Source organism: Streptomyces sp. ISL-10 (assembly GCF_018614575.1).
GTDB lineage: Bacteria > Actinomycetota > Actinomycetes > Streptomycetales > Streptomycetaceae > Streptomyces.
Genome location: NZ_JAGGOJ010000003.1, coordinates 158628 through 176610, shown reverse-complemented (window position 1 = coordinate 176610; position 17983 = coordinate 158628). Strand labels below are relative to the sequence as shown.

The window sequence follows — 17983 nt, the reverse complement described above, 5'->3', positions numbered from 1 at the left end:
CAGCGGGAGGACTGACGCGTCGCCCGTCCGGATCGGCGGGCCCGTGCTCGTTCCGCGCGTACGTACGTCGCGTGCCCTTCTCGGTTCCGAGCCACCTCGGGGCCGAGGTCCACGCCGTTCATCTCCGCCAGGACCGTCAGGGGGAGGAAGACGTCCGCCGGCTCCTCCCCGAGGTCGGGCAGCCCCTTGCGCCAGCCGGTGAGGGCTTCGCCGACTCGGCGGTGAGAAGGCGGAACGCCAAGGCCGCGTCAGTGGTGTTGAACCCCTTGAGGTGGGCCCCACCACGCACTGATCCGGCCTGATCGGCATGAAGAACCCTAGTAGACGGCGTCCTTGCCGACGCGTCCGAGGCGGCTGTTCCTGCGCCCGTACAGGGCGTACACGACAAAGCCGAACGCCATCCAGACCGCGAAGCGGAACCACGTCTCGGCCGGCAGGTTGAGCATCAGCCAGACCGAGGCGGCCACGGAGAGGATCGGGACGACAGGGACCCACGGGGTGCGGAAGGAGCGCGGCAGGTCCGGCCGGGTGCGGCGCAGGATGATGACGCCGAGCGCGACGACGACGAAGGCGAAGAGCGTGCCGATGTTCACCAGCGTGGCCAGCTCGTTGATGCTGGTGAAGCCGGCGATGACGGCGATGAGCACGCCCAGCAGGATCGTCGGCCGGTACGGGGTGCGAAAGCGCGGGTGGGTCACGGAGAAGAACCGGGGCAGCAGCCCGTCGCGGCTCATGGCGAAGAAGACCCGGGTCTGACCGAGCAGCAGGATCATGCACACGGTGGTCAGGCCGACGGCCGCGCCGAAGCTGATGACACCGCCGTAGAACGGATGCCCGACGGACTTGAAGGCGTCGGCGAGCGGGGCGCTGACCGACAGTTCGCTGTAATGCTGCATACCGGTGACCACGAGCGAAACGGCGACGTAGAGCACGGTGCAGATGAACAGTGAGCCGAGGATGCCTCGGGGCATGTCGCGCTGCGGGAGCTTGGTCTCCTCGGCGGCGGTGGCCACCACGTCGAAGCCGATGAAGGCGAAGAAGACGATGGAGGCGGCCGTGAAGATGCCCATGACGCCGAAGTTGGTGGGCTCGTAGCCGAACAGGAGCTGCACCAGCGGCGCGTCCCAGCCGGACCCTTCGATCTGGCCCTGCGCATCGGGGATGAACGGCGAGTAATTGTCGGCCTTGACGAAGAACAGGCCCGCGAAGATGACGATGAGAACGACGGTGACCTTGATGGCCACGACGATCGCGGTGATCCGGGCGGACAGCTTCATACCCACGACGAGAATCGCGGTCAGCACGAGGATCAGCAGGAAAGCCAGGAGGTCGAAGCTGCCGCCCGGCACATCGGGCCCCTGCAGCGCGGCGGGCAGATGCCAGTCCACGTTGTCCATCAGCGAGCGGACATAGCCCGACCAGCCGACCGCGACGACGGCGGTGCCGAGGGCGAACTCCAGCACCAGGTCCCAGCCGATGACCCACGCGGGCAGCTCGCCGAGGGAGGCGTACGAGAAGGTGTACGCCGAGCCGGCCACCGGGACGGTGGAGGCGAACTCGGCGTAACAGAGGGCCGCCAGTGCGCAGACGATGCCCGCAGCGACGAAGCCCAGCGCTGTCGCCGGGCCCGCCGTCTCCTTCGCGACCTTGCCCGTGAGCACGAAGATGCCGGTGCCGATGATGACACCCACGCCGAAGACCGTGAGGTCCAGGGCGGAGAGGGACTTCTTGAGTGCGTGCTCCGGCTCCTCCGTGTCCCGGATCGACTGCTCGACCGTCTTGGTACGGAAGACGCCCCTGTTACTGCCCGCGGGGTCTGTCTCTGTGCTCACCGCTGCACCTCCACGCTTGTCGTCTCCGCCATGATCGGGACAGTGGGTGGTCGACGGAGAGCCGCAACGGTGCCGTTGAACCGAATGGGCCGGAGGGACCACCCTTACAGGGTGACCTTCCGGCCCATGGTCAGCAGCTTCTGCACACGAACGGTCCGATGTGTCCACACACCGGCCGGGTGCGTGGCGGCGCGTCAGTCGCCGGGGAGTGCCGACCGCGCGCGTGGAGTGCGTCAGTCGCGGGGGGCGTGCGACCGCGCGTCAGTCGCGGGCGGGCTCGACCGCCTCGCTGTCGACGATGCGGCCGTCCAGCCTGGAGACGAGGCCGGTGACCTGACGGGCGATGTCGGGCGCGGTCAGCCCGATCTCCACGAGGACCTCCTTGCGGGAGGCGTGGTCCAGGAAGCGCGGCGGAATGCCGAAGTCACGCAGCGGCACGTCCACGCCGGCGTCGCGCAGGGCCTGGGAGACGGCGGAACCGACGCCGCCGACGCGGCTGTTGTCCTCGACGGTGACCACGACCCGGTGCCGCTCGGCGAGCGGGGCCAGCGCCTCGTCGACGGGCTTGACCCACCGCGGGTCGACGACCGTGGTGGAAATGCCCTGGGCGTCGAGCAGGTCGGCGATCTCCAGGCACATCGGGGCCAGCGCGCCGACGGAGACGAGCAGCACGTCCGGCCGGGCGCTGTCGGCGTACCGCAGGACGTCCATGCCGCCCGCGGTGCCGACGGCCTGCACCGCCGGGCCGACGGCGCCCTTGGAGAAACGGACCACGGTCGGCGCGTCGTCGACCTCGACGGCCTCGCGCAGCTGGGCGCGGACCTGGTCGGCGTCGCGCGGGGCGGCGATCCGCAGGCCCGGGACGACCTGAAGAATCGACATGTCCCACATGCCGTTGTGCGAGGCGCCGTCGGTGCCGGTGACGCCGGCCCGGTCGAGCACGAAGGTCACGCCGCACCTGTGCAGGGCGACGTCCATGAGGACCTGGTCGAAAGCGCGGTTGAGGAAGGTGGCGTAGACGGCGAAGACGGGGTGCAGACCGCCGGTGGCGAGGCCCGCCGCGGACACCGCGCCGTGCTGCTCGGCGATGCCGACGTCGTAGACGCGGTCGGGGAAGGCCTTGGCGAACCTGTCGAGGCCGACGGGCTGCAGCATCGCCGCCGTGATGGCGACGATGTCCTCGCGCTCCTTGCCGAGCTTGACCATCTCCTCACCGAAGACGGAGGTCCAGTCGAGGCCCGAGCTGGAGATGGGCAGACCGGTGTCGGGGTGGATCTTGCCGACGGCGTGGAAGCGGTCCGCCTCGTCCGCCAGGGCGGGCTGGTAGCCGCGGCCCTTCTCGGTGAGGCAGTGCACGATGACGGGCCCGCCGAAGCGCTTGGCGCGGGCGAGGGCGGACTCCAGGGCTTCGATGTCGTGGCCGTCGATGGGGCCGACGTACTTCAGGCCGAGGTCCTCGAACATGCCCTGGGGGGCGATGAAGTCCTTGAGGCCCTTCTTGGCGCCGTGCAGGGTTTCGTAGAGCGGCTTCCCGACGACCGGGGTGCGCTCCAGGATGTCCTTGCCGCGGGCGAGGAAGCGTTCGTAGCCGTCGGTGGTGCGCAGGGTGGCCAGGTGGTTGGCGAGTCCGCCGATCGTGGGGGCGTAGGAGCGCTCGTTGTCGTTGACGACGATGACGAGCGGGCGGTCCTTGGCCGCGGCGATGTTGTTGAGCGCCTCCCAGGCCATGCCGCCGGTGAGCGCTCCGTCGCCGATGACGGCGACGACATGGTCGTCCCTCCCCAGCACCTCGTTCGCCTTGGCGAGGCCGTCCGCCCAGCCGAGGACGGTGGAGGCGTGGGAGTTCTCGATGACGTCGTGCTCGGACTCGGCCTGCGAGGGGTAGCCGGAAAGGCCGCCCTTCATCTTCAGCTTCGAGAAATCCTGGCGGCCGGTCAGCAACTTGTGCACATAGCTCTGGTGACCGGTGTCCCAGAGGACCTTGTCCTTCGGGGAGTCAAAAACCCGGTGGAGCGCGATGGTGAGCTCGACGACGCCCAGGTTGGGACCGAGGTGGCCGCCGGTCTTGGAGACCGCGTCCACCAGGAAGGTCCGGATCTCTGCCGCCAGCTGCTCCAGCTGCTCCGGGCCGAGCCGGTCCAGGTCGCGCGGTCCCTTGATACGGGAAAGCAGAGCCACCCGTGCCTCCTTGCTTCGAGCTGCGTTCGAGCTGATCGAGCCTTGCCGATTGCCCGAGTCTAATGTTCCGGTCCGGATCCCGGATGCGCGGCCATGCGTTCTCGCTCGGCCGGCAGCCGCACACAGCAGTGCCCGGCACCGCCGTGCGGTGCCGGGCACTGCTGGCTGCGTCAGGCGCGACCAGCCGTCTTCTGTGTCTTGCGGGTGATGGAGTCGATCACGACAGTGGCGAGCAGCACACCACCGGTGATCATGTAGACCACGGGTGTCGCGATGCCCTCCAGGGCGAGGCCGTACTGGATCGAGACGATCACCATGACGCCCAGGAGGGCGTTCCAGGTGCGGCCGCGGCCGCCGAAGAGGCTGGTGCCGCCGATGACGGCCGCCGCGATGACGTTCATCAGCAGGTCACCGGTACCGGCGCTCTGGTTGGCCGCGGCGATCTTGGAGGCCCAGAACAGTCCGCCGACCGCCGCGAAGAACCCGGCGAGGGCGAAGACGGAGATCCGGACCGCGGTGACGTTGATACCGGCACGGCGGGATGCCTCGACGCTGCCGCCCAGCGCGAAGATCTTGCGGCCGTACGCGGTGCGGCGGAGCACGAAGTCCGTGATCACGAGGACCGCGAGGAACAGCACCAGCGCCAGGGGCAGGCCCTTGTACTGGTTGAACATGATCGCCGCCGCGAAGGCGACGACCGCGAGGAGCCCCGTGCGCAGCACGACGTCGGACAGCGGCCGGGAGGGGACGCCCGCGGCCTCCCGGCGGCGGTTGTCGAAGTACGACGTCACGAAGAACACGGCCACGGCCACGGCGGCGAGGCCGTAGGCGGCGGCGACGTCCGAGAAGTAGTACGTGGTCAGCTTGCCGACGACGCCATCGGAGTCCAGGTTGATCGTTCCGGCGTCGCCGAGGAGCTGGAGCATGAAGCCGAGCCAGAACAGCAGGCCCGCCAGTGTGACGGCGAACGCGGGGGCGCCGATCCGGGCGAAGAAGAAACCGTGCAGCGCGCCGATGGCGGCTCCGCCGGCGAGGGCGACGAGGACGGCGACCCACTCGTTCATCCCGTGGCTGACGCTCATGACGGCGACGATGGCACCCGCGACACCGCTGACCGAGCCGACCGACAGGTCGATTTCGCCCAGCAGCAGCACGAAGATGATGCCGACGGCCATCATGCCCGTGCCGACCATGGTGACGGCGATGTTGTTGAGGTTCTCCGCGGAGAGGAAGGCGGAGTTCAGGCTCTGGAAGATGATCGCGATGATCACCAGGCCGAGGACGACCGGGATCGAGCCGAGGTCACCGGCGTGCATCTTGCGCCGGAACTCGGAGACGTATCCCTTCAGGCCCTGCTCGCGAACCAGCAGCCGGGGGTCGACCGCGGTGACCGCGTCATGCGCGGCGTCCGGGTTGACGACGGGCGCCTCGACGGGGGTGGTGGAGGTCTTCTCGATATTCACTTCTGAACCTCCGCGTTGCGCGCCGCACGGCGGGTCACGGCGTTGTCCGTGGCGCCGGTGATGGCGGAGATGATCTCTTCCTGCGAGGTCGACTTGACCTCGAAGACGCCGTTGTTCTGGCCCAGCCGCAGCACGGCGACCTTGTCGGCGACGGCCTTGACGTCTGCCATGTTGTGGCTGATCAGGATCACGGCGTGGCCGCGCTCCCGCAGCCGCTCCACGAGGTCGAGCACCTGTGCGGTCTGCTCGACGCCGAGGGCGGCGGTGGGCTCGTCGAGGATGACGAGCTGGGGCTCGCCGAGCATCGAACGGGCGATGGCCACGGTCTGGCGCTGACCGCCGGAGAGCGAGGCGATCGGGATGCGGACGCTGGGGATGCGGATCGACAGCGTCTTCAGCAGTTCGAGCGCGCGTCGCTCCATCTCGACCTCGTCGAGCACACCGCGCTTGCGGAGCTCGCGGCCGAGGTAGAGGTTGCCGACGACGTCGATGTTGTCGCACAGCGCGAGGTCCTGGTAGACCGTCGCGATGCCGAGATTCTGGGCGTCGTGCGGCCGGTTGATCGACACGCCCCTGCCCTCCCATTCGATGACGCCTTCATCGATGGGATGCACGCCGGCGATCGTCTTGACCAGCGTGGACTTTCCGGCGCCGTTGTCGCCGACCAGGGCGACAACCTCACCGGCGTGGACCTCAAGCTCTACGTCGGTGAGCGCCTGGACGGCACCGAACCGCTTGGAGACCCCGCGCAACGCCAACACGGGCGTAGCGGACACGTGAACCATCTCCTTCGCCGCCTGACCGGCGGGGATGCCGCGCCGGGGGAGGCGGCGCGGAGGCTGAGCAGTGGAATGCGCGAGTGTTCCGACCGGTGCCCCTCCCGCAGCGGGGGCTGGTTGGCGGGAGGGGGCACCGGAAGGTTTCTGCGGGACGGTTCCGTCCCGGCTGGACCGGAGCCGCGTGGGACACGGGGCTCCGGCGAGCGGCCTTACTTCAGGCCCAGCTCATCACACGCGGCCTTGAACTTCGGGGTGCAGATCTCCTGGACGGTGTAGACACCGTCCTTGATCACCGTGTCGTTGATGTTGTCCTTGGTCAGCGAGACGACCGGGACCAGGACCGACGGGATGCCCTTGTTGGTGGGGCTGTCGACCTTCTCCTTGGCGATCGCGTCGAGCTTCTCGCCCTTGGCGAGCGCCACGGCCATCTCCGCGGCGGCAGCGGCCTCCGGCGCGTACGGCTTGTAGACGCTCATGAACTGCTCACCCGCGACGATGCGCTGCACACCGGCGAGCTCGGCGTCCTGGCCGGTGACCGGGGGAAGCTTGGTGAAGCCGCCGGCCTTGAGGGCGGTGATGATGCCGCCCGCCATGCCGTCGTTCGCGGAGTAGACGCCGATGATCTTGTCCTTGCCGAGGGACGAGATCGCTGCCTCCATGTTGGCGTTGGCGTTCTCCGGCTTCCACTCCTTGGTGTCGTACTCCTTGCCGATGTTCACCTTGCCGTCGAGCTCGGCGTGGGCGCCCTTCTTGAACAGCGCGGCGTTGGGGTCCGTGATCGCGCCGTTCATCATGACGATCTGGCCGTCCTTGGCCTTGTCGCCGAGGGCCTCGAGCAGCGCCTTGCCCTGGACGTGACCGACCTCTTCGTTGTCGAAGGAGGTGTAGGCGTCGATCGGGCCCTCGGCGAGGCGGTCGAAGGCGACGACCGGGATACCGGCGTCCTTGGCCTTCTTGACGCCGCCGGCGATGGCCTTGGAGTCGACCGCGTCCACGATCAGGGCGTCGACCTTGTTGGTGATCATGGTGTCGACCTGCTGCGTCTGCAGCGTGGCGTCCTGCTTGGCGTTGGCGTAGACGACCTTGCCCTTGCCGTCCGTGAGCTCGCTGATCTTCTTCTCGATGAGCGGCTTGTCGAACTTCTCGTAACGAGCGGTCTGGTTCTCCGGCAGGAGAAGACCGATGGTGATGTCGTCGCCCTTCTTGCCGGCCGTCTCGTCGGCGGCGTCGCCCGACTCCCCCGCCTGACCACAGGCCGCGAGCGACACGGCCATGGTGGTGGCGGCGACTGCAACGGCGGCACGACGCAGATGTGCGTTCACGATGTAAACCTCCCTGACGAGGCCGCGTCGCTGCGGCCGAGGTGGCTGGAAGTCAACTCGGCCCCGCCGCCAGCGTCAAGGAGTAAATCCTTAACGAGATGACAACGGTGCCATCCGTTATCTAAGTGAAGGCGGGTGCCCCGGCGGGCAACGCGCTCCCAAGAAGGGTCGAATCACCCATTTCGCTGAGCACGAGCGCGAGGGCACCCAGCACCTCGGCACGCCCGCCGAGGGCTCCGGGCGCCACCGAGAGCTGCCTCGCCGCGCTGGGGATGGCATAGCGGGAGACGGACTCCCGGATGGGTCCGAGTACCAACTCTCCAGCCTCCGCCAGATCGCCGCCGAGCACCACCCGACTGGGGTTGAGCAGGTTGCACAGGTTGGCTACGCCGCTGCCGATGTGGCGGCCGACGTCGGCAACCACGCGCCGGCAGCCCGGATCGCCCTCACGGGCGAGCCGGACGACCTTCTCCATGGTCAGCCCGTCCCCGTGGCTGGGCCGGAGCAGCGGCAGCACGTACCGCGCCGCGGCGAAGGTCTCCAGGCAGCCGCGGTTGCCGCAGCGGCACACCGGGCCCGATTCGTCCAGCGTGATGTGCCCGATCTCGCCCGCGGTGCCGCCGGGCCCGCGGTAGATCTGGCCGTCTATGACGAGCCCGGCGCCCACACCGCTGGCGACCTTGATGTACGCGAGGTCCTTCACCCCGCGTCCGCTGCCCCACACCAGCTCACCGAGCGCGCCGAGGTTGGCGTCGTTGTCGACGTACACCGGGACGCCCAGCCGCCCCGAGAGCTCGTCGCTGGGGTTGATGCCGGTCCAGCCCGGCAGGATGGCGGTGGACCCGAGCGTGCCCGACTCCACGTCGATGGGTCCCGGCACGCCGAGCCCGACGCCGATGATCTTTCCGGGACCGATCCCGGTGGCCTCGACCAGGCGGTTGACCAGGGTCTCCGCCCGGTCGAACCCCTCGGCCGACGAGGCGTCCACGTCCAGCGGCTCGGCCTCTTCGGCGAGCACCTGGTGGGCGAGGTTGCCGACGGCGACGCGCAGGTGGGTGTGGCCGAAGTCCACGCCGATCACGATGCCCGCGTCGCCGCTGAGAGAGACGCTGCGGGCGCGCCTGCCGCCCGCGGAGGTGGGCGTCACCTCGACCGTGCCCCCGTCCTTCAGCTCACGGACGATGTTGGAGACCGTGGCCGCGGAGAGGCCGGTGCTCCTGGCGATCTCCGCCTGCGTGAGCGAGCCGGCCATGCGCACCGCGCGCACGACCCGCTCGAGGTTGGCCCGGTGCAGAGATGTCTGCGATCCCGGAGTCTCCATCGACTCATCCACTCCTGCCCCCGGCGGGCGGCACGACGACCGCCCCCGGCCGGGGCCATCGCGAACGGCAACCCCGACGTCTCTCCAACTTGTGAACCCTAAGCTCAACTCTCGGGGGCCTTTCGCGTCAAGACCTTGAGCAAGGGCGGCAGGGCGTCCGTACCGCAGGAATGAAAGGCCCGGGCCCCGTTCGACGCGGTGTCGTACGGGGCCCGGGCGGGTGCCGCCATGGGCGGCATGTCCGTATTCGTTACTTGAGCGTGCCCGCAGTGAGACCGGACTGGACCTGCCGCTGGAAGGACAGGTAGACGACGATCACCGGCAGCATGGCGATCGTCATTCCGGCGAAGATCACCGGCAGGTCGCCCTCGTAGCCCTGCTGCTGGTTCAGCAGGACCAGTCCCTGGGTCAGCACCGAGCGGTCCTTGTCGAAGCCGCTCTGCTGCTGCATCAGGGTCATGGGGAGGATGTACTGGTTCCACTGGCCCAGCACGTTGAAGATGCCGACGCTGAGCAGACCCGGCTTGGCCATCGGGACCATGACCTGGAAGAAGATCCGGGTGTGGGAGGCGCCGTCGATGACCGCGGCCTCGTGGATGGCCGTGGGCAGTGTCCGGAAGAACGCGTGCATGAAGAAGACGGTGAACGGCAGCGAGTAGGCGATGTAGACCAGGATCAGTCCCTGGTACGTGTTGAGCATGCCGAACATGTCGACGAGGAAGTACAACGGCACCAGGCCCAGATAGACCGGGAACATCGCGCCGGCGACGAAGAAGTAGTAGAAGAAGCGGTTGCCCGGGAACTCGTAGCGGGCCAGCACGTACGCCGCCATCGCGCCGAGCAGCATCGTCAGCGGGATGGAGAAGGCGAGGACGATCAGGGTGTTGGCGAAGTAGTCGCCGATCCCCTTCTCCCAGGCGCGGCCGAAGGCGTCGAAGTTCCAGTTCGAGGGCCACGACCAGGCGCTGGCACCGATCTCCGTGTCGGTCTTGAAGGAGCCGATCAGCAGCCAGAAGAGAGGCAGCACGATCATCACGGCCCACAGGATGAGGAAGCCGTGCGAGAAGACGTTGAGGACCCTGCCCTCCCCGTCGCCGCCGCCGGAGCCGGGGCGGCCGCCCGTACCGTTCTTCGAGATGCGCGGGGCGGGTACGGCGTCCTTCTCGACGCCGGTGATCAACCGGGTGTTCGACATAGCGTGTTCCCCGCTCAGTATTCGATGCGCTCGCGGCGGCTGGCCCGCAGCGTGACGAGGGACAGGATCAGGGTGAGGACCAGGATCACGACTCCCATGGCACAGGCGTAACCGCTCTTTCCGAAGGAGAGGAAGTTGCGCATGAGGTAGGTCGCCATGACCTCGCTGTTGTGGTCGGGACCGCCGCCGTAGCTGTTGCCCGGTGTCATGACGGAGATGAGGGCGAAGCAGTCCATGGCGAGGATCGCGAGATAGACCCACGCGGTCTGCACGGTGTCCCACAGCAGCGGGAGCGTGACCCGGAAGAAGGACTGGGTCCGGCTGGCGCCGTCCAGCAGAGCGGCCTCGTAGATTTCCTTCGGCACCGACTGCATCGCGGCGGAGAACAGCACGAGGTAGAAGCCGACGCCCCACCACAGCAGCACGAAGGCCACGCACCACAGCACGAGATCGGGCTCGTTGAGCCATTCGATCGGGTGCGCGGGGTCGGAGAGACCCAGCTCGATGAACACGCCGTTGATCAAGCCGGCGACGTCACCGCGGTAGATCGCCCGCCACAGCACGGCGAGGATGGCGATCGAGAGCACATGCGGAACGAAGAAAAGGATCTTGTACAGACCCGAGCCCTTCACTCCGCGGATGCCGCCGGAGCCACCCCGCCCGCCCACGTTCACCATGAAGGCGAAGAAGAGGGCGAGCAGGATGGTCGCGAGGGGGAGGAAGATCAGGAGCAGAATGTTGTGCCACAGGGCCTTCAGGAACACCTCGTCGGAGAACAACGCGGTGTAGTTTTCGAGTCCGACGAAACTCATCTCCTGCGACTGGCCCTGCCAGTTCGTGAAGGAGTATCCGAAGGTCTGCAGATACGGCCAGATCATGAAGACCGCGTACAGCACGACCGGAACGATCAGAAATCCGGTGACGAACCGGTACTTTCCCTGTTGCATGGCACCCTGCCCCTGGTTTCCGGCCCTCGGCTACTGACGCTTGTTGTTCTTGCTCGCCGGGTCCTTGGCCGCCTTGTCGACCGCGGCCTGCGCCCGCTTGAGCCATTCGTTCGGCTGGATGCGCTTGGCCATCAGCTCGGCGGACGCGGTGCGGATGGACTCGTCCATCTCGCTGTACCAGGTGGTGTAGAAGTAGTCGAAGCGCTGCTCGACCGGGCAGGCGTCGACCGCCTCGACGGCCGACTTGGTGCCGGGGCGCAGGGTGACGCCCTTGTCGACCCCGTCCTGGAGGATGGTCAGCGAGTTGGCCACCTGGGCGAACTTCGTCGACCACTCCTTGGACAGCATCATCCGCAGGAACTCCAGGCCACCCGCCTTGTTCTTGGCCTTCTCCGGGACGATGTACGGCTCACCCGCGCCGGCCCGGATGGCCTCGAAGGGCAGCTTGCTGTCCGGCAGCAGCGGCATCGGCAGGAATTTCATGTCGAAGTCCGCCGGGGTCTGCTTCAACTGCTCGTTCTCCAGCCAGGAACCGGAGGGGATGAAGACGGCCTTGCCCTCGTTCCACGCGGTTTGGGACTCGATGTGGTCCAGGGAGTTGGTGCCCGGCATGAGCAGGCCCTTGTCGACGATCTCGTAGATCGCCTCGATGGACTGCTTGGCCACGTCGCTGCCGACGAAGGCCTTGGGGTCGAGGTTGTCGATCGCCTTCATGGCGTCCAGTCCGCCGGTCTTGGCGATCAGGTCCATGATCATGACGTTGATGTAGTACGGATGCTTGCCCTGGTGGGCGAGGCCGCCGATGCCGTCCTTCTTGGCCTCCTGCATGATGCCCAGGAAGGCGTCCCATGTCTTCGGGACCTCCCAGCCCTTGTCCTTGAAGAGCTTGCCGGAGTACCACACGCCCCAGACCGTGTAGACGTAGTTGAGCGCGTGCATCTTGCCGCCGATGAAGCCCTTGTCGGCGGTGCCCGGGATCAGAACGTCCTTGACCTTCTTGCTCGGGTCGTCGACCGACGGCGCCTCGAGGAGCTCGCTGAGGTCGGCGAGTTGGCCGTTCTTGTGCAGCACGTCCAGCTTGATCTGCTGGGCGCCGGAGTCGTCGACGACGTCCGGCGGGTTGCCCGCGTTGAAGCGGGGCTGGAGCTTGCCGGTGATCTCCTGGGTGCCCAGGTGGCTGATCTGCGGCCCGTACTTGGCCTTGTAGAGCTTTTCCCACTCGATGGCGTACTGGTCGCCGAAGCCGCCCTTGAAGATGACGACGTCAAGGGTGCCGCCCTTGGTGACGCCGAACGGGTTGTCCTTCGTCACCTCGCCCTTCTGCTTCTCCTGGTCGTCGCCGCTGCCGCTGCTGGCACACGCGGACAGGAAACTCATCGTCGGGACGGCGATCAGGCCCAGTGCGGCCGACCGCTTGATCAGATTTCGACGGCTGAGGCCCTCATTGTTCGTGTGGGCGGAGGTGGATCCCATGCTCAAGTCCTCGCCTTCTCCAGGACTCAGGCGGTGTACCGGTCGCCCGTACTGCTCGCCTCAGGCGAAGGGCCCCGCCACCGCGGTCAGTTGCTGTGTTTTCCCGAAGGGAAACTCAGTGAAGCTCGGGTCGTGCACCGGCCGGCAGGGGAAAGGACCATTTTCACGGCTGCCGGTCCGCATGGCCCCGACCGCCGCCCGTCCCCCTGCCCGCAACCTTGAACAGCTATGCGGACGCCGACAGGTATAGTCCACTTCCCGCCACGTGAGCAAGATCGAATGCAAGGTTGGGCGGCAGTCTTTCCCGAGTTGAGACCTCACGGATACATAGGCCCCGTCCGCACCCTTACGCCCACAGCATTCCTCGCGGAACATTCCATTCCGACCGCTCGGCGCAGCCAACACCCTTGACAGCCCAGGTCACTTACCTCCCTACTGGATCCTGCACTTCGCGCCTGACAACGTTGTCCTACGCGCCTTCCCCTGGAGGAATGACCCGGGATGCAGCCAAGACTCCGACCTCGGCTAAGACCAGCCCATGCGGTCACCCTCGCGGTGAGCGCCTCACTCCTGATGTTGACGGCCCCCTCCGCCGCCGTCGCCCTTCCCGCGCACCCCGGACAATCCCCCACCGCAGCCCGGGAATTCACCTCATCCTTCGAGGCGGACGAAAAACAGCCCAATTGGCGTAATACCGTCGAAGTCGGTGCTGACGGAAAGAAGCGGTCGTCGGGTGTCGACGGCGGATTCTCGAGCGGAATCCCGGGCAATGTCACCGACAAGGTGATCGAACTGCGCGCCAGCGGCGAGAACACCGGCGCCGGCGAGACGAAGGAGAATCTCGTCGATCTCCTGCCGGGCAGCAAATGGCTCACCTTCGAGCCGACGGCATGGGTCGAGTTCGACACCGACGAGCCGGTCAAGGTCGCCACGTACGCGCTGACCTCCGCCAACGACTACGCCGAGCGCGACCCCAGGGACTTCACGCTCAAGGGGTCGGCCGACGGAAAGACGTGGACCGTCCTCGACACGCGTGCGGGCGAGACGTTCGCCAAGCGCTTCGAGACGAAGACGTACGACATCGGCTCGCCGTCCGAGGTGACGGCGTACGCGCACTACCGCCTGGAGATCACGAAGAACAACGGCGCGTCCGGTATCACGCAGCTCGCGGACGTCCAGTTCTCGGGCGGGGACACGACCACCCCCGTCCCGGACGACATGCGAACCCAGGTCGACCGCGGTCCCAGCGGCTCCCCGACCGCCAAGGCCGGTGCCGGGTTCAGCGGGAAGCGGGCCCTGAGGTACGCGGGCACCCACCAGCCGGACGGCCGCGCCTACTCCTACAACAAGGTCTTCGACGTCGACATCGACGTGCGCCGCGACACCGAGTTGTCGTACAAGGTCTTCCCCGCCATGGCGGAGTCGGATCTCAACTACCCCGCCACGAACGTGGCGGTCGACCTCGCCTTCACCGACGGCACCTACCTGAGCGACCTGAAGGCCGTCGACTCGCACGGCGGGCTGCTCACCCCCCAGGGGCAGGGCGCCGCGAAGCGGCTGTACGTCAACCAGTGGAACGCCGTCGCCTCGGGCATCGGCACGGTCGCCGCGGGCAGGACGGTCGACAGGGTCCTGGTGGCGTACGACTCCGCCAAGGGGCCTGCGGCGTTCCAGGGATGGATCGACGACATCACGATCAGGCCCCAGGCGCCCGGGAAGCGGCTCGCGCACCTGTCGGACTACGCCTCGACGACCCGCGGCACCAACTCCAGCGGTTCGTTCTCCCGCGGCAACACCTTCCCCGCCACGGCGGTCCCGCACGGCTTCAACTTCTGGACCCCGGTGACCAACGCGGGCTCCAAGAGCTGGCTGTACGAGTACGCGCGCGGCAACAACGCGGACAACCTGCCGGCCGTGCAGGCCTTCAGCACCAGCCATGAGCCGAGCCCGTGGATGGGCGACCGGCAGACCTTCCAGCTGATGCCGTCCGCCGCGGCCGGCACTCCGGACACCACGCGCACCGGCCGGGCGCTGCCCTTCCGGCACGACAACGAGACCGCGCGCCCGCACTACTACGGCGTCACGTTCGAGAACGGGCTCAAGGCCGAGATGACGCCGACCGATCATGCGGCGATGATGCGCTTCACCTACCCGGGTGACGACGCGAGCGTCGTCTTCGACAACGTCACCAAGGAGGGCGGGCTCACCCTCGACCCGGCGAACCGCTCCTTCACCGGCTTCTCCGACGTCAAGAGCGGTCTGTCGACCGGCGCCACGCGGCTTTTCGTGTACGGCGTCTTCGACGCTCCGGTCACGGACTCGGGCGCCGACGGCGTCAACGGCAGGTACCGGTTCGACGCGGGCGAGGACCGCACCGTCACCCTGCGCATCGCCACCTCGCTGATCGGCGTGGACCAGGCGAGGAAGAACCTCGCCGACGAGATCCCGGCCGGCATCCACTTCGAGCGCGTACGCGGCAAGGCGCAGGCCGCCTGGGACGAGCTGCTGGGCAGGGTGGAGGTCGAGGGCGCGACGCCCGACCAGCTGACCACCCTCTACTCCAGCCTGTACCGGCTCTACCTGTACCCGAACTCGGGCTTCGAGAACACCGGCAGCAAGAACAAGCCCCGGTACCAGTACGCGAGCCCCTTCTCGCCGATGCCCGGGCCCGACACCCCGACCCGGACCGGCGCGAAGATCGTCGACGGCAAGGTGTACGTCAACAACGGCTTCTGGGACACCTACCGCACGACCTGGCCGGCGTACTCCTTCCTGACGCCGCAGAAGGCGGGCGAGCTGGTGGACGGCTTCGTCCAGCAGTACAAGGACGGCGGCTGGATCTCCCGCTGGTCCTCCCCGGGCTACGCGGACCTGATGACCGGGACCAGCTCGGACGTGGCCTTCGCCGACGCCTACGTCAAGGGCGTGGACTTCGACGCGGAGGCGGCGTACGAGGCGGCGCTGAAGAACGCGACCGTGGTTCCGCCGTCGTCGGGTGTGGGCCGCAAGGGCATGGAGACCTCACCCTTCCTCGGCTACGCCTCCACCGAGACCCACGAGGGCCTGTCCTGGTCGCTGGAGGGCTACCTCAACGACTACGGGCTCGCCGAGATGGGCCGGGCGCTGTACGAGAAGACGAAGAAGCCGCGCTACCGGGAGGAGTCGGAGTACTTCCTGAACCGGGCGCGCAACTACGTGACGCTTTTCGACCCCAAGGCCGGCTTCTTCCAGGGCCGCGACCTCAAAGGCGACTGGCGCGTCCCCTCGGGCCGGTACGACCCGCGGGTGTGGGGCTACGACTACACGGAGACCAACGGCTGGGGCTACGCCTTCACCGCGCCGCAGGACTCGCGCGGGCTCGCGAACCTCTACGGCGGCCGCTCGGGCCTCGGCAAGAAGCTCGACACCTACTTCGCCACGCCCGAGACGGCGTCGCCGGAGTTCGCCGGCTCGTACGGCTCCGTCATCCATGAGATGACCGAGGCGCGCGACGTGCGGATGGGCATGTACGGCCACTCCAACCAGGTGGCCCACCACGTCACCTACATGTACAACGCCGCCTCCCAGCCGTGGAAGACGCAGGAAAAGGTGCGCGAGGTGCTCTCCCGTCTGTACACGGGCAGCGAGATCGGACAGGGCTACCACGGCGACGAGGACAACGGCGAGCAGTCGGCCTGGTACCTCTTCTCGGCGCTCGGGTTCTACCCGCTGGTGATGGGCAGCGGGGACTACACCATCGGCTCACCCCTGTTCACCAAGGCGACCGTGCACCTGGACAACGGGCGCGAGCTGGTCGTCAGGGCCCCGAAGAACAGCGCGAGGAACATCTATGTGCAAGGCCTGAGGGTCAACGGCAAGAAGTGGAACTCCACTTCCCTTCCCCACAAGGCGATCGCCGAGGGCGGCACGCTCGACTTCACGATGGGCCCCGAGCCGTCCGCCTGGGGCACGGGCAAGGACGCCGCTCCCGTCTCCCTCACCAAGGACGACGAGGTCCCCGCACCCCGGCGCGATGTGACCACGCCCGGCGGGCCGCTCCTCGACGACTCCTCCGGCACATCGGCGGCGTTCACCTCGGTCGACCTGCCTGTGGCGCCGAAGACGCGGGCGGTGCAGTACACGCTGACGTCCGCGGCCAGGAACAAGGCGCCGTCGGGCTGGGTCCTGCAGGGCTCGGCCGACGGGCAGTCGTGGACGGACCTGGACAAGCGGTCGGGCGAGTCGTTCGGCTGGGACCGGCAGACGCGGGTCTTCGGCGTGGCCGAGCCGGGGGCGTACGCGCACTATCGGCTGCTCGCCACGGACGAGGCGACGCTCGCGGAGGTGGAGCTCATCGGCCGGTGACGCCCGCCGCTGTTCAACGGCTGGACACAACAAAAGAATTGATCTGTGAAGACCTTATGGAAGGATAGGGGTGAAACAGTGGCTCGCCTCGCCTCGCGAGGCGAGCCACTTCTGTCGATCCTCGTTTGGAGAACTACGTGGCCGAACTCTCTGGCCTCAAGCGCGGCCGGGTACGCGCCCGCCTCGCTGCCGCGGCGACCGCCGCCGCACTCCTCGTCACCGGCACGGCCGCGGGCACCGCGTCCGCCGCTGACGAGCCCGCCTCCGCGCCGGCGACTGCCGCGAGCACGCCCGCGTCGGGCGGCTCCGCCTTCGGCATCCAGGCCGAGCCCGGCGACGCCCCGATCAACGCCCTCTACGGCGTGAACTCCCCCGGCGACGTGTACGGCTACCCGCCGAACGGCGACGGCGGTCTGGACAGCCGCATCTGGAGCGGGGACGGCTGGGACGTCATCAAGCACGCCACCCAGGTGGACAACGACGCCGACGGCAACTCCGACGGCTTCTGGCAGATCAACAGCGCCGGCGGTGTGTACTACGGCGGCTGGGGCCAGGAGCCCTTCTCCATCGGCTCCGGCTGGCAGATCTACAACAAGATGGTCTCACCCGGGAACCTCGCGGGCGGTGTGGCCGACGACCTGATCGCCCGGGACGGTTCCGGTGTGCTGTGGATCTACCTGGGCTACGGCGACGGCAAGGTCAACACGCGCAAGAAGGTCGGCGGCGGCTGGCAGATCTACAACCAGATCACCGGCAAGGGCGACCTGACCGGGGACGGCAAGGCCGACATCGTCGCCCGCGACAGCGGCGGCACGCTGTGGCTCTACAAGGGCACCGGCAGCCACACGGCGCCGTTCGCCACCCGCACCAAGATCGGCACGGGCTGGAACCAGTTCAACGCCCTGATCTCCGTGGGTGACATCGACATCGACGGCAGGACGGACCTGATCGCGCGCGACAAGCTCGGCGCGCTGTACCTGTACAAGGGCACCGGCAGCGCCGCGGCGCCGTTCAAGTCCCGCGTCAAGATCGGCAACAGCGGCTGGAACACGTACCGCCTGTTCTTCTGATCCGTAACACGCCGGGGCCGCACTCCCTTGCCGGGAGTGCGGCCCCTTCGCGTTGTCGC

General features: G+C 67.8%; 11 protein-coding genes. 2 read left to right on the top strand and 9 right to left on the bottom strand.

All coding sequences use genetic code 11. From position 1 onward, the window contains the following. Positions 1 to 317: 317 nt before the first annotated feature. The 9 genes from J7E88_RS01720 to ngcE all read right to left on the bottom strand — a co-directional run bounded on the left by J7E88_RS01720 (position 318) and on the right by ngcE (position 12510). On the bottom strand, positions 318 to 1832 hold the full coding sequence (locus tag J7E88_RS01720; protein WP_215176448.1) for an amino acid permease: 1515 nt from the start codon (positions 1830 to 1832) through the stop codon (positions 318 to 320). 261 nt (positions 1833 to 2093) lie between these two features. Next, the gene (dxs, locus tag J7E88_RS01715) at positions 2094 to 4010 is read right to left on the bottom strand and encodes a 1-deoxy-D-xylulose-5-phosphate synthase (protein ID WP_215176447.1); all 1917 of its coding nucleotides are present in this window, start codon (positions 4008 to 4010) and stop codon (positions 2094 to 2096) included. A gap of 170 nt (positions 4011 to 4180) precedes the next feature. Next, positions 4181 to 5473 (bottom strand): sugar ABC transporter permease, encoded by a 1293-nt coding sequence (locus tag J7E88_RS01710; RefSeq protein ID WP_215176445.1) that lies wholly within the window; start codon positions 5471 to 5473, stop codon positions 4181 to 4183. Further along, complete coding sequence (locus tag J7E88_RS01705) at positions 5470 to 6258, bottom strand: ATP-binding cassette domain-containing protein (RefSeq protein WP_215176443.1); 789 nt, start codon at positions 6256 to 6258, stop codon at positions 5470 to 5472. The genes J7E88_RS01710 and J7E88_RS01705 overlap by 4 nt, the downstream gene beginning before the upstream one ends. Positions 6259 to 6461: 203 nt before the next feature. Beyond that, the gene (locus tag J7E88_RS01700; protein WP_215177360.1) at positions 6462 to 7526 is read right to left on the bottom strand and encodes a substrate-binding domain-containing protein; all 1065 of its coding nucleotides are present in this window, start codon (positions 7524 to 7526) and stop codon (positions 6462 to 6464) included. A 169-nt stretch (positions 7527 to 7695) separates the two neighbouring features. Beyond that, on the bottom strand, positions 7696 to 8895 hold the full coding sequence (locus J7E88_RS01695; protein ID WP_215176440.1) for an ROK family transcriptional regulator: 1200 nt from the start codon (positions 8893 to 8895) through the stop codon (positions 7696 to 7698). Between the two features lie 250 nt (positions 8896 to 9145). Then, on the bottom strand, positions 9146 to 10090 hold the full coding sequence (locus J7E88_RS01690; protein WP_215176439.1) for a carbohydrate ABC transporter permease: 945 nt from the start codon (positions 10088 to 10090) through the stop codon (positions 9146 to 9148). A 14-nt stretch (positions 10091 to 10104) separates the two neighbouring features. Next, complete coding sequence (locus J7E88_RS01685; RefSeq protein WP_215176436.1) at positions 10105 to 11037, bottom strand: carbohydrate ABC transporter permease; 933 nt, start codon at positions 11035 to 11037, stop codon at positions 10105 to 10107. A gap of 30 nt (positions 11038 to 11067) precedes the next feature. Next, positions 11068 to 12510: an N-acetylglucosamine/diacetylchitobiose ABC transporter substrate-binding protein gene (ngcE, locus tag J7E88_RS01680; RefSeq protein WP_215176435.1), complete on the bottom strand. Its 1443-nt coding sequence runs from the start codon at positions 12508 to 12510 to the stop codon at positions 11068 to 11070. A gap of 501 nt (positions 12511 to 13011) precedes the next feature. Here ngcE and J7E88_RS01675 point away from each other — a divergent pair. Next, complete coding sequence (locus J7E88_RS01675) at positions 13012 to 16854, top strand: GH92 family glycosyl hydrolase (RefSeq protein ID WP_215176433.1); 3843 nt, start codon at positions 13012 to 13014, stop codon at positions 16852 to 16854. Between the two features lie 137 nt (positions 16855 to 16991). Beyond that, positions 16992 to 17924 carry a VCBS repeat-containing protein gene (locus J7E88_RS01670; protein WP_215176427.1) on the top strand — a complete coding sequence of 311 codons (933 nt, stop codon included), beginning with the start codon at positions 16992 to 16994 and terminating at the stop codon, positions 17922 to 17924. The last annotated feature ends 59 nt before the right edge of the window (positions 17925 to 17983 follow it).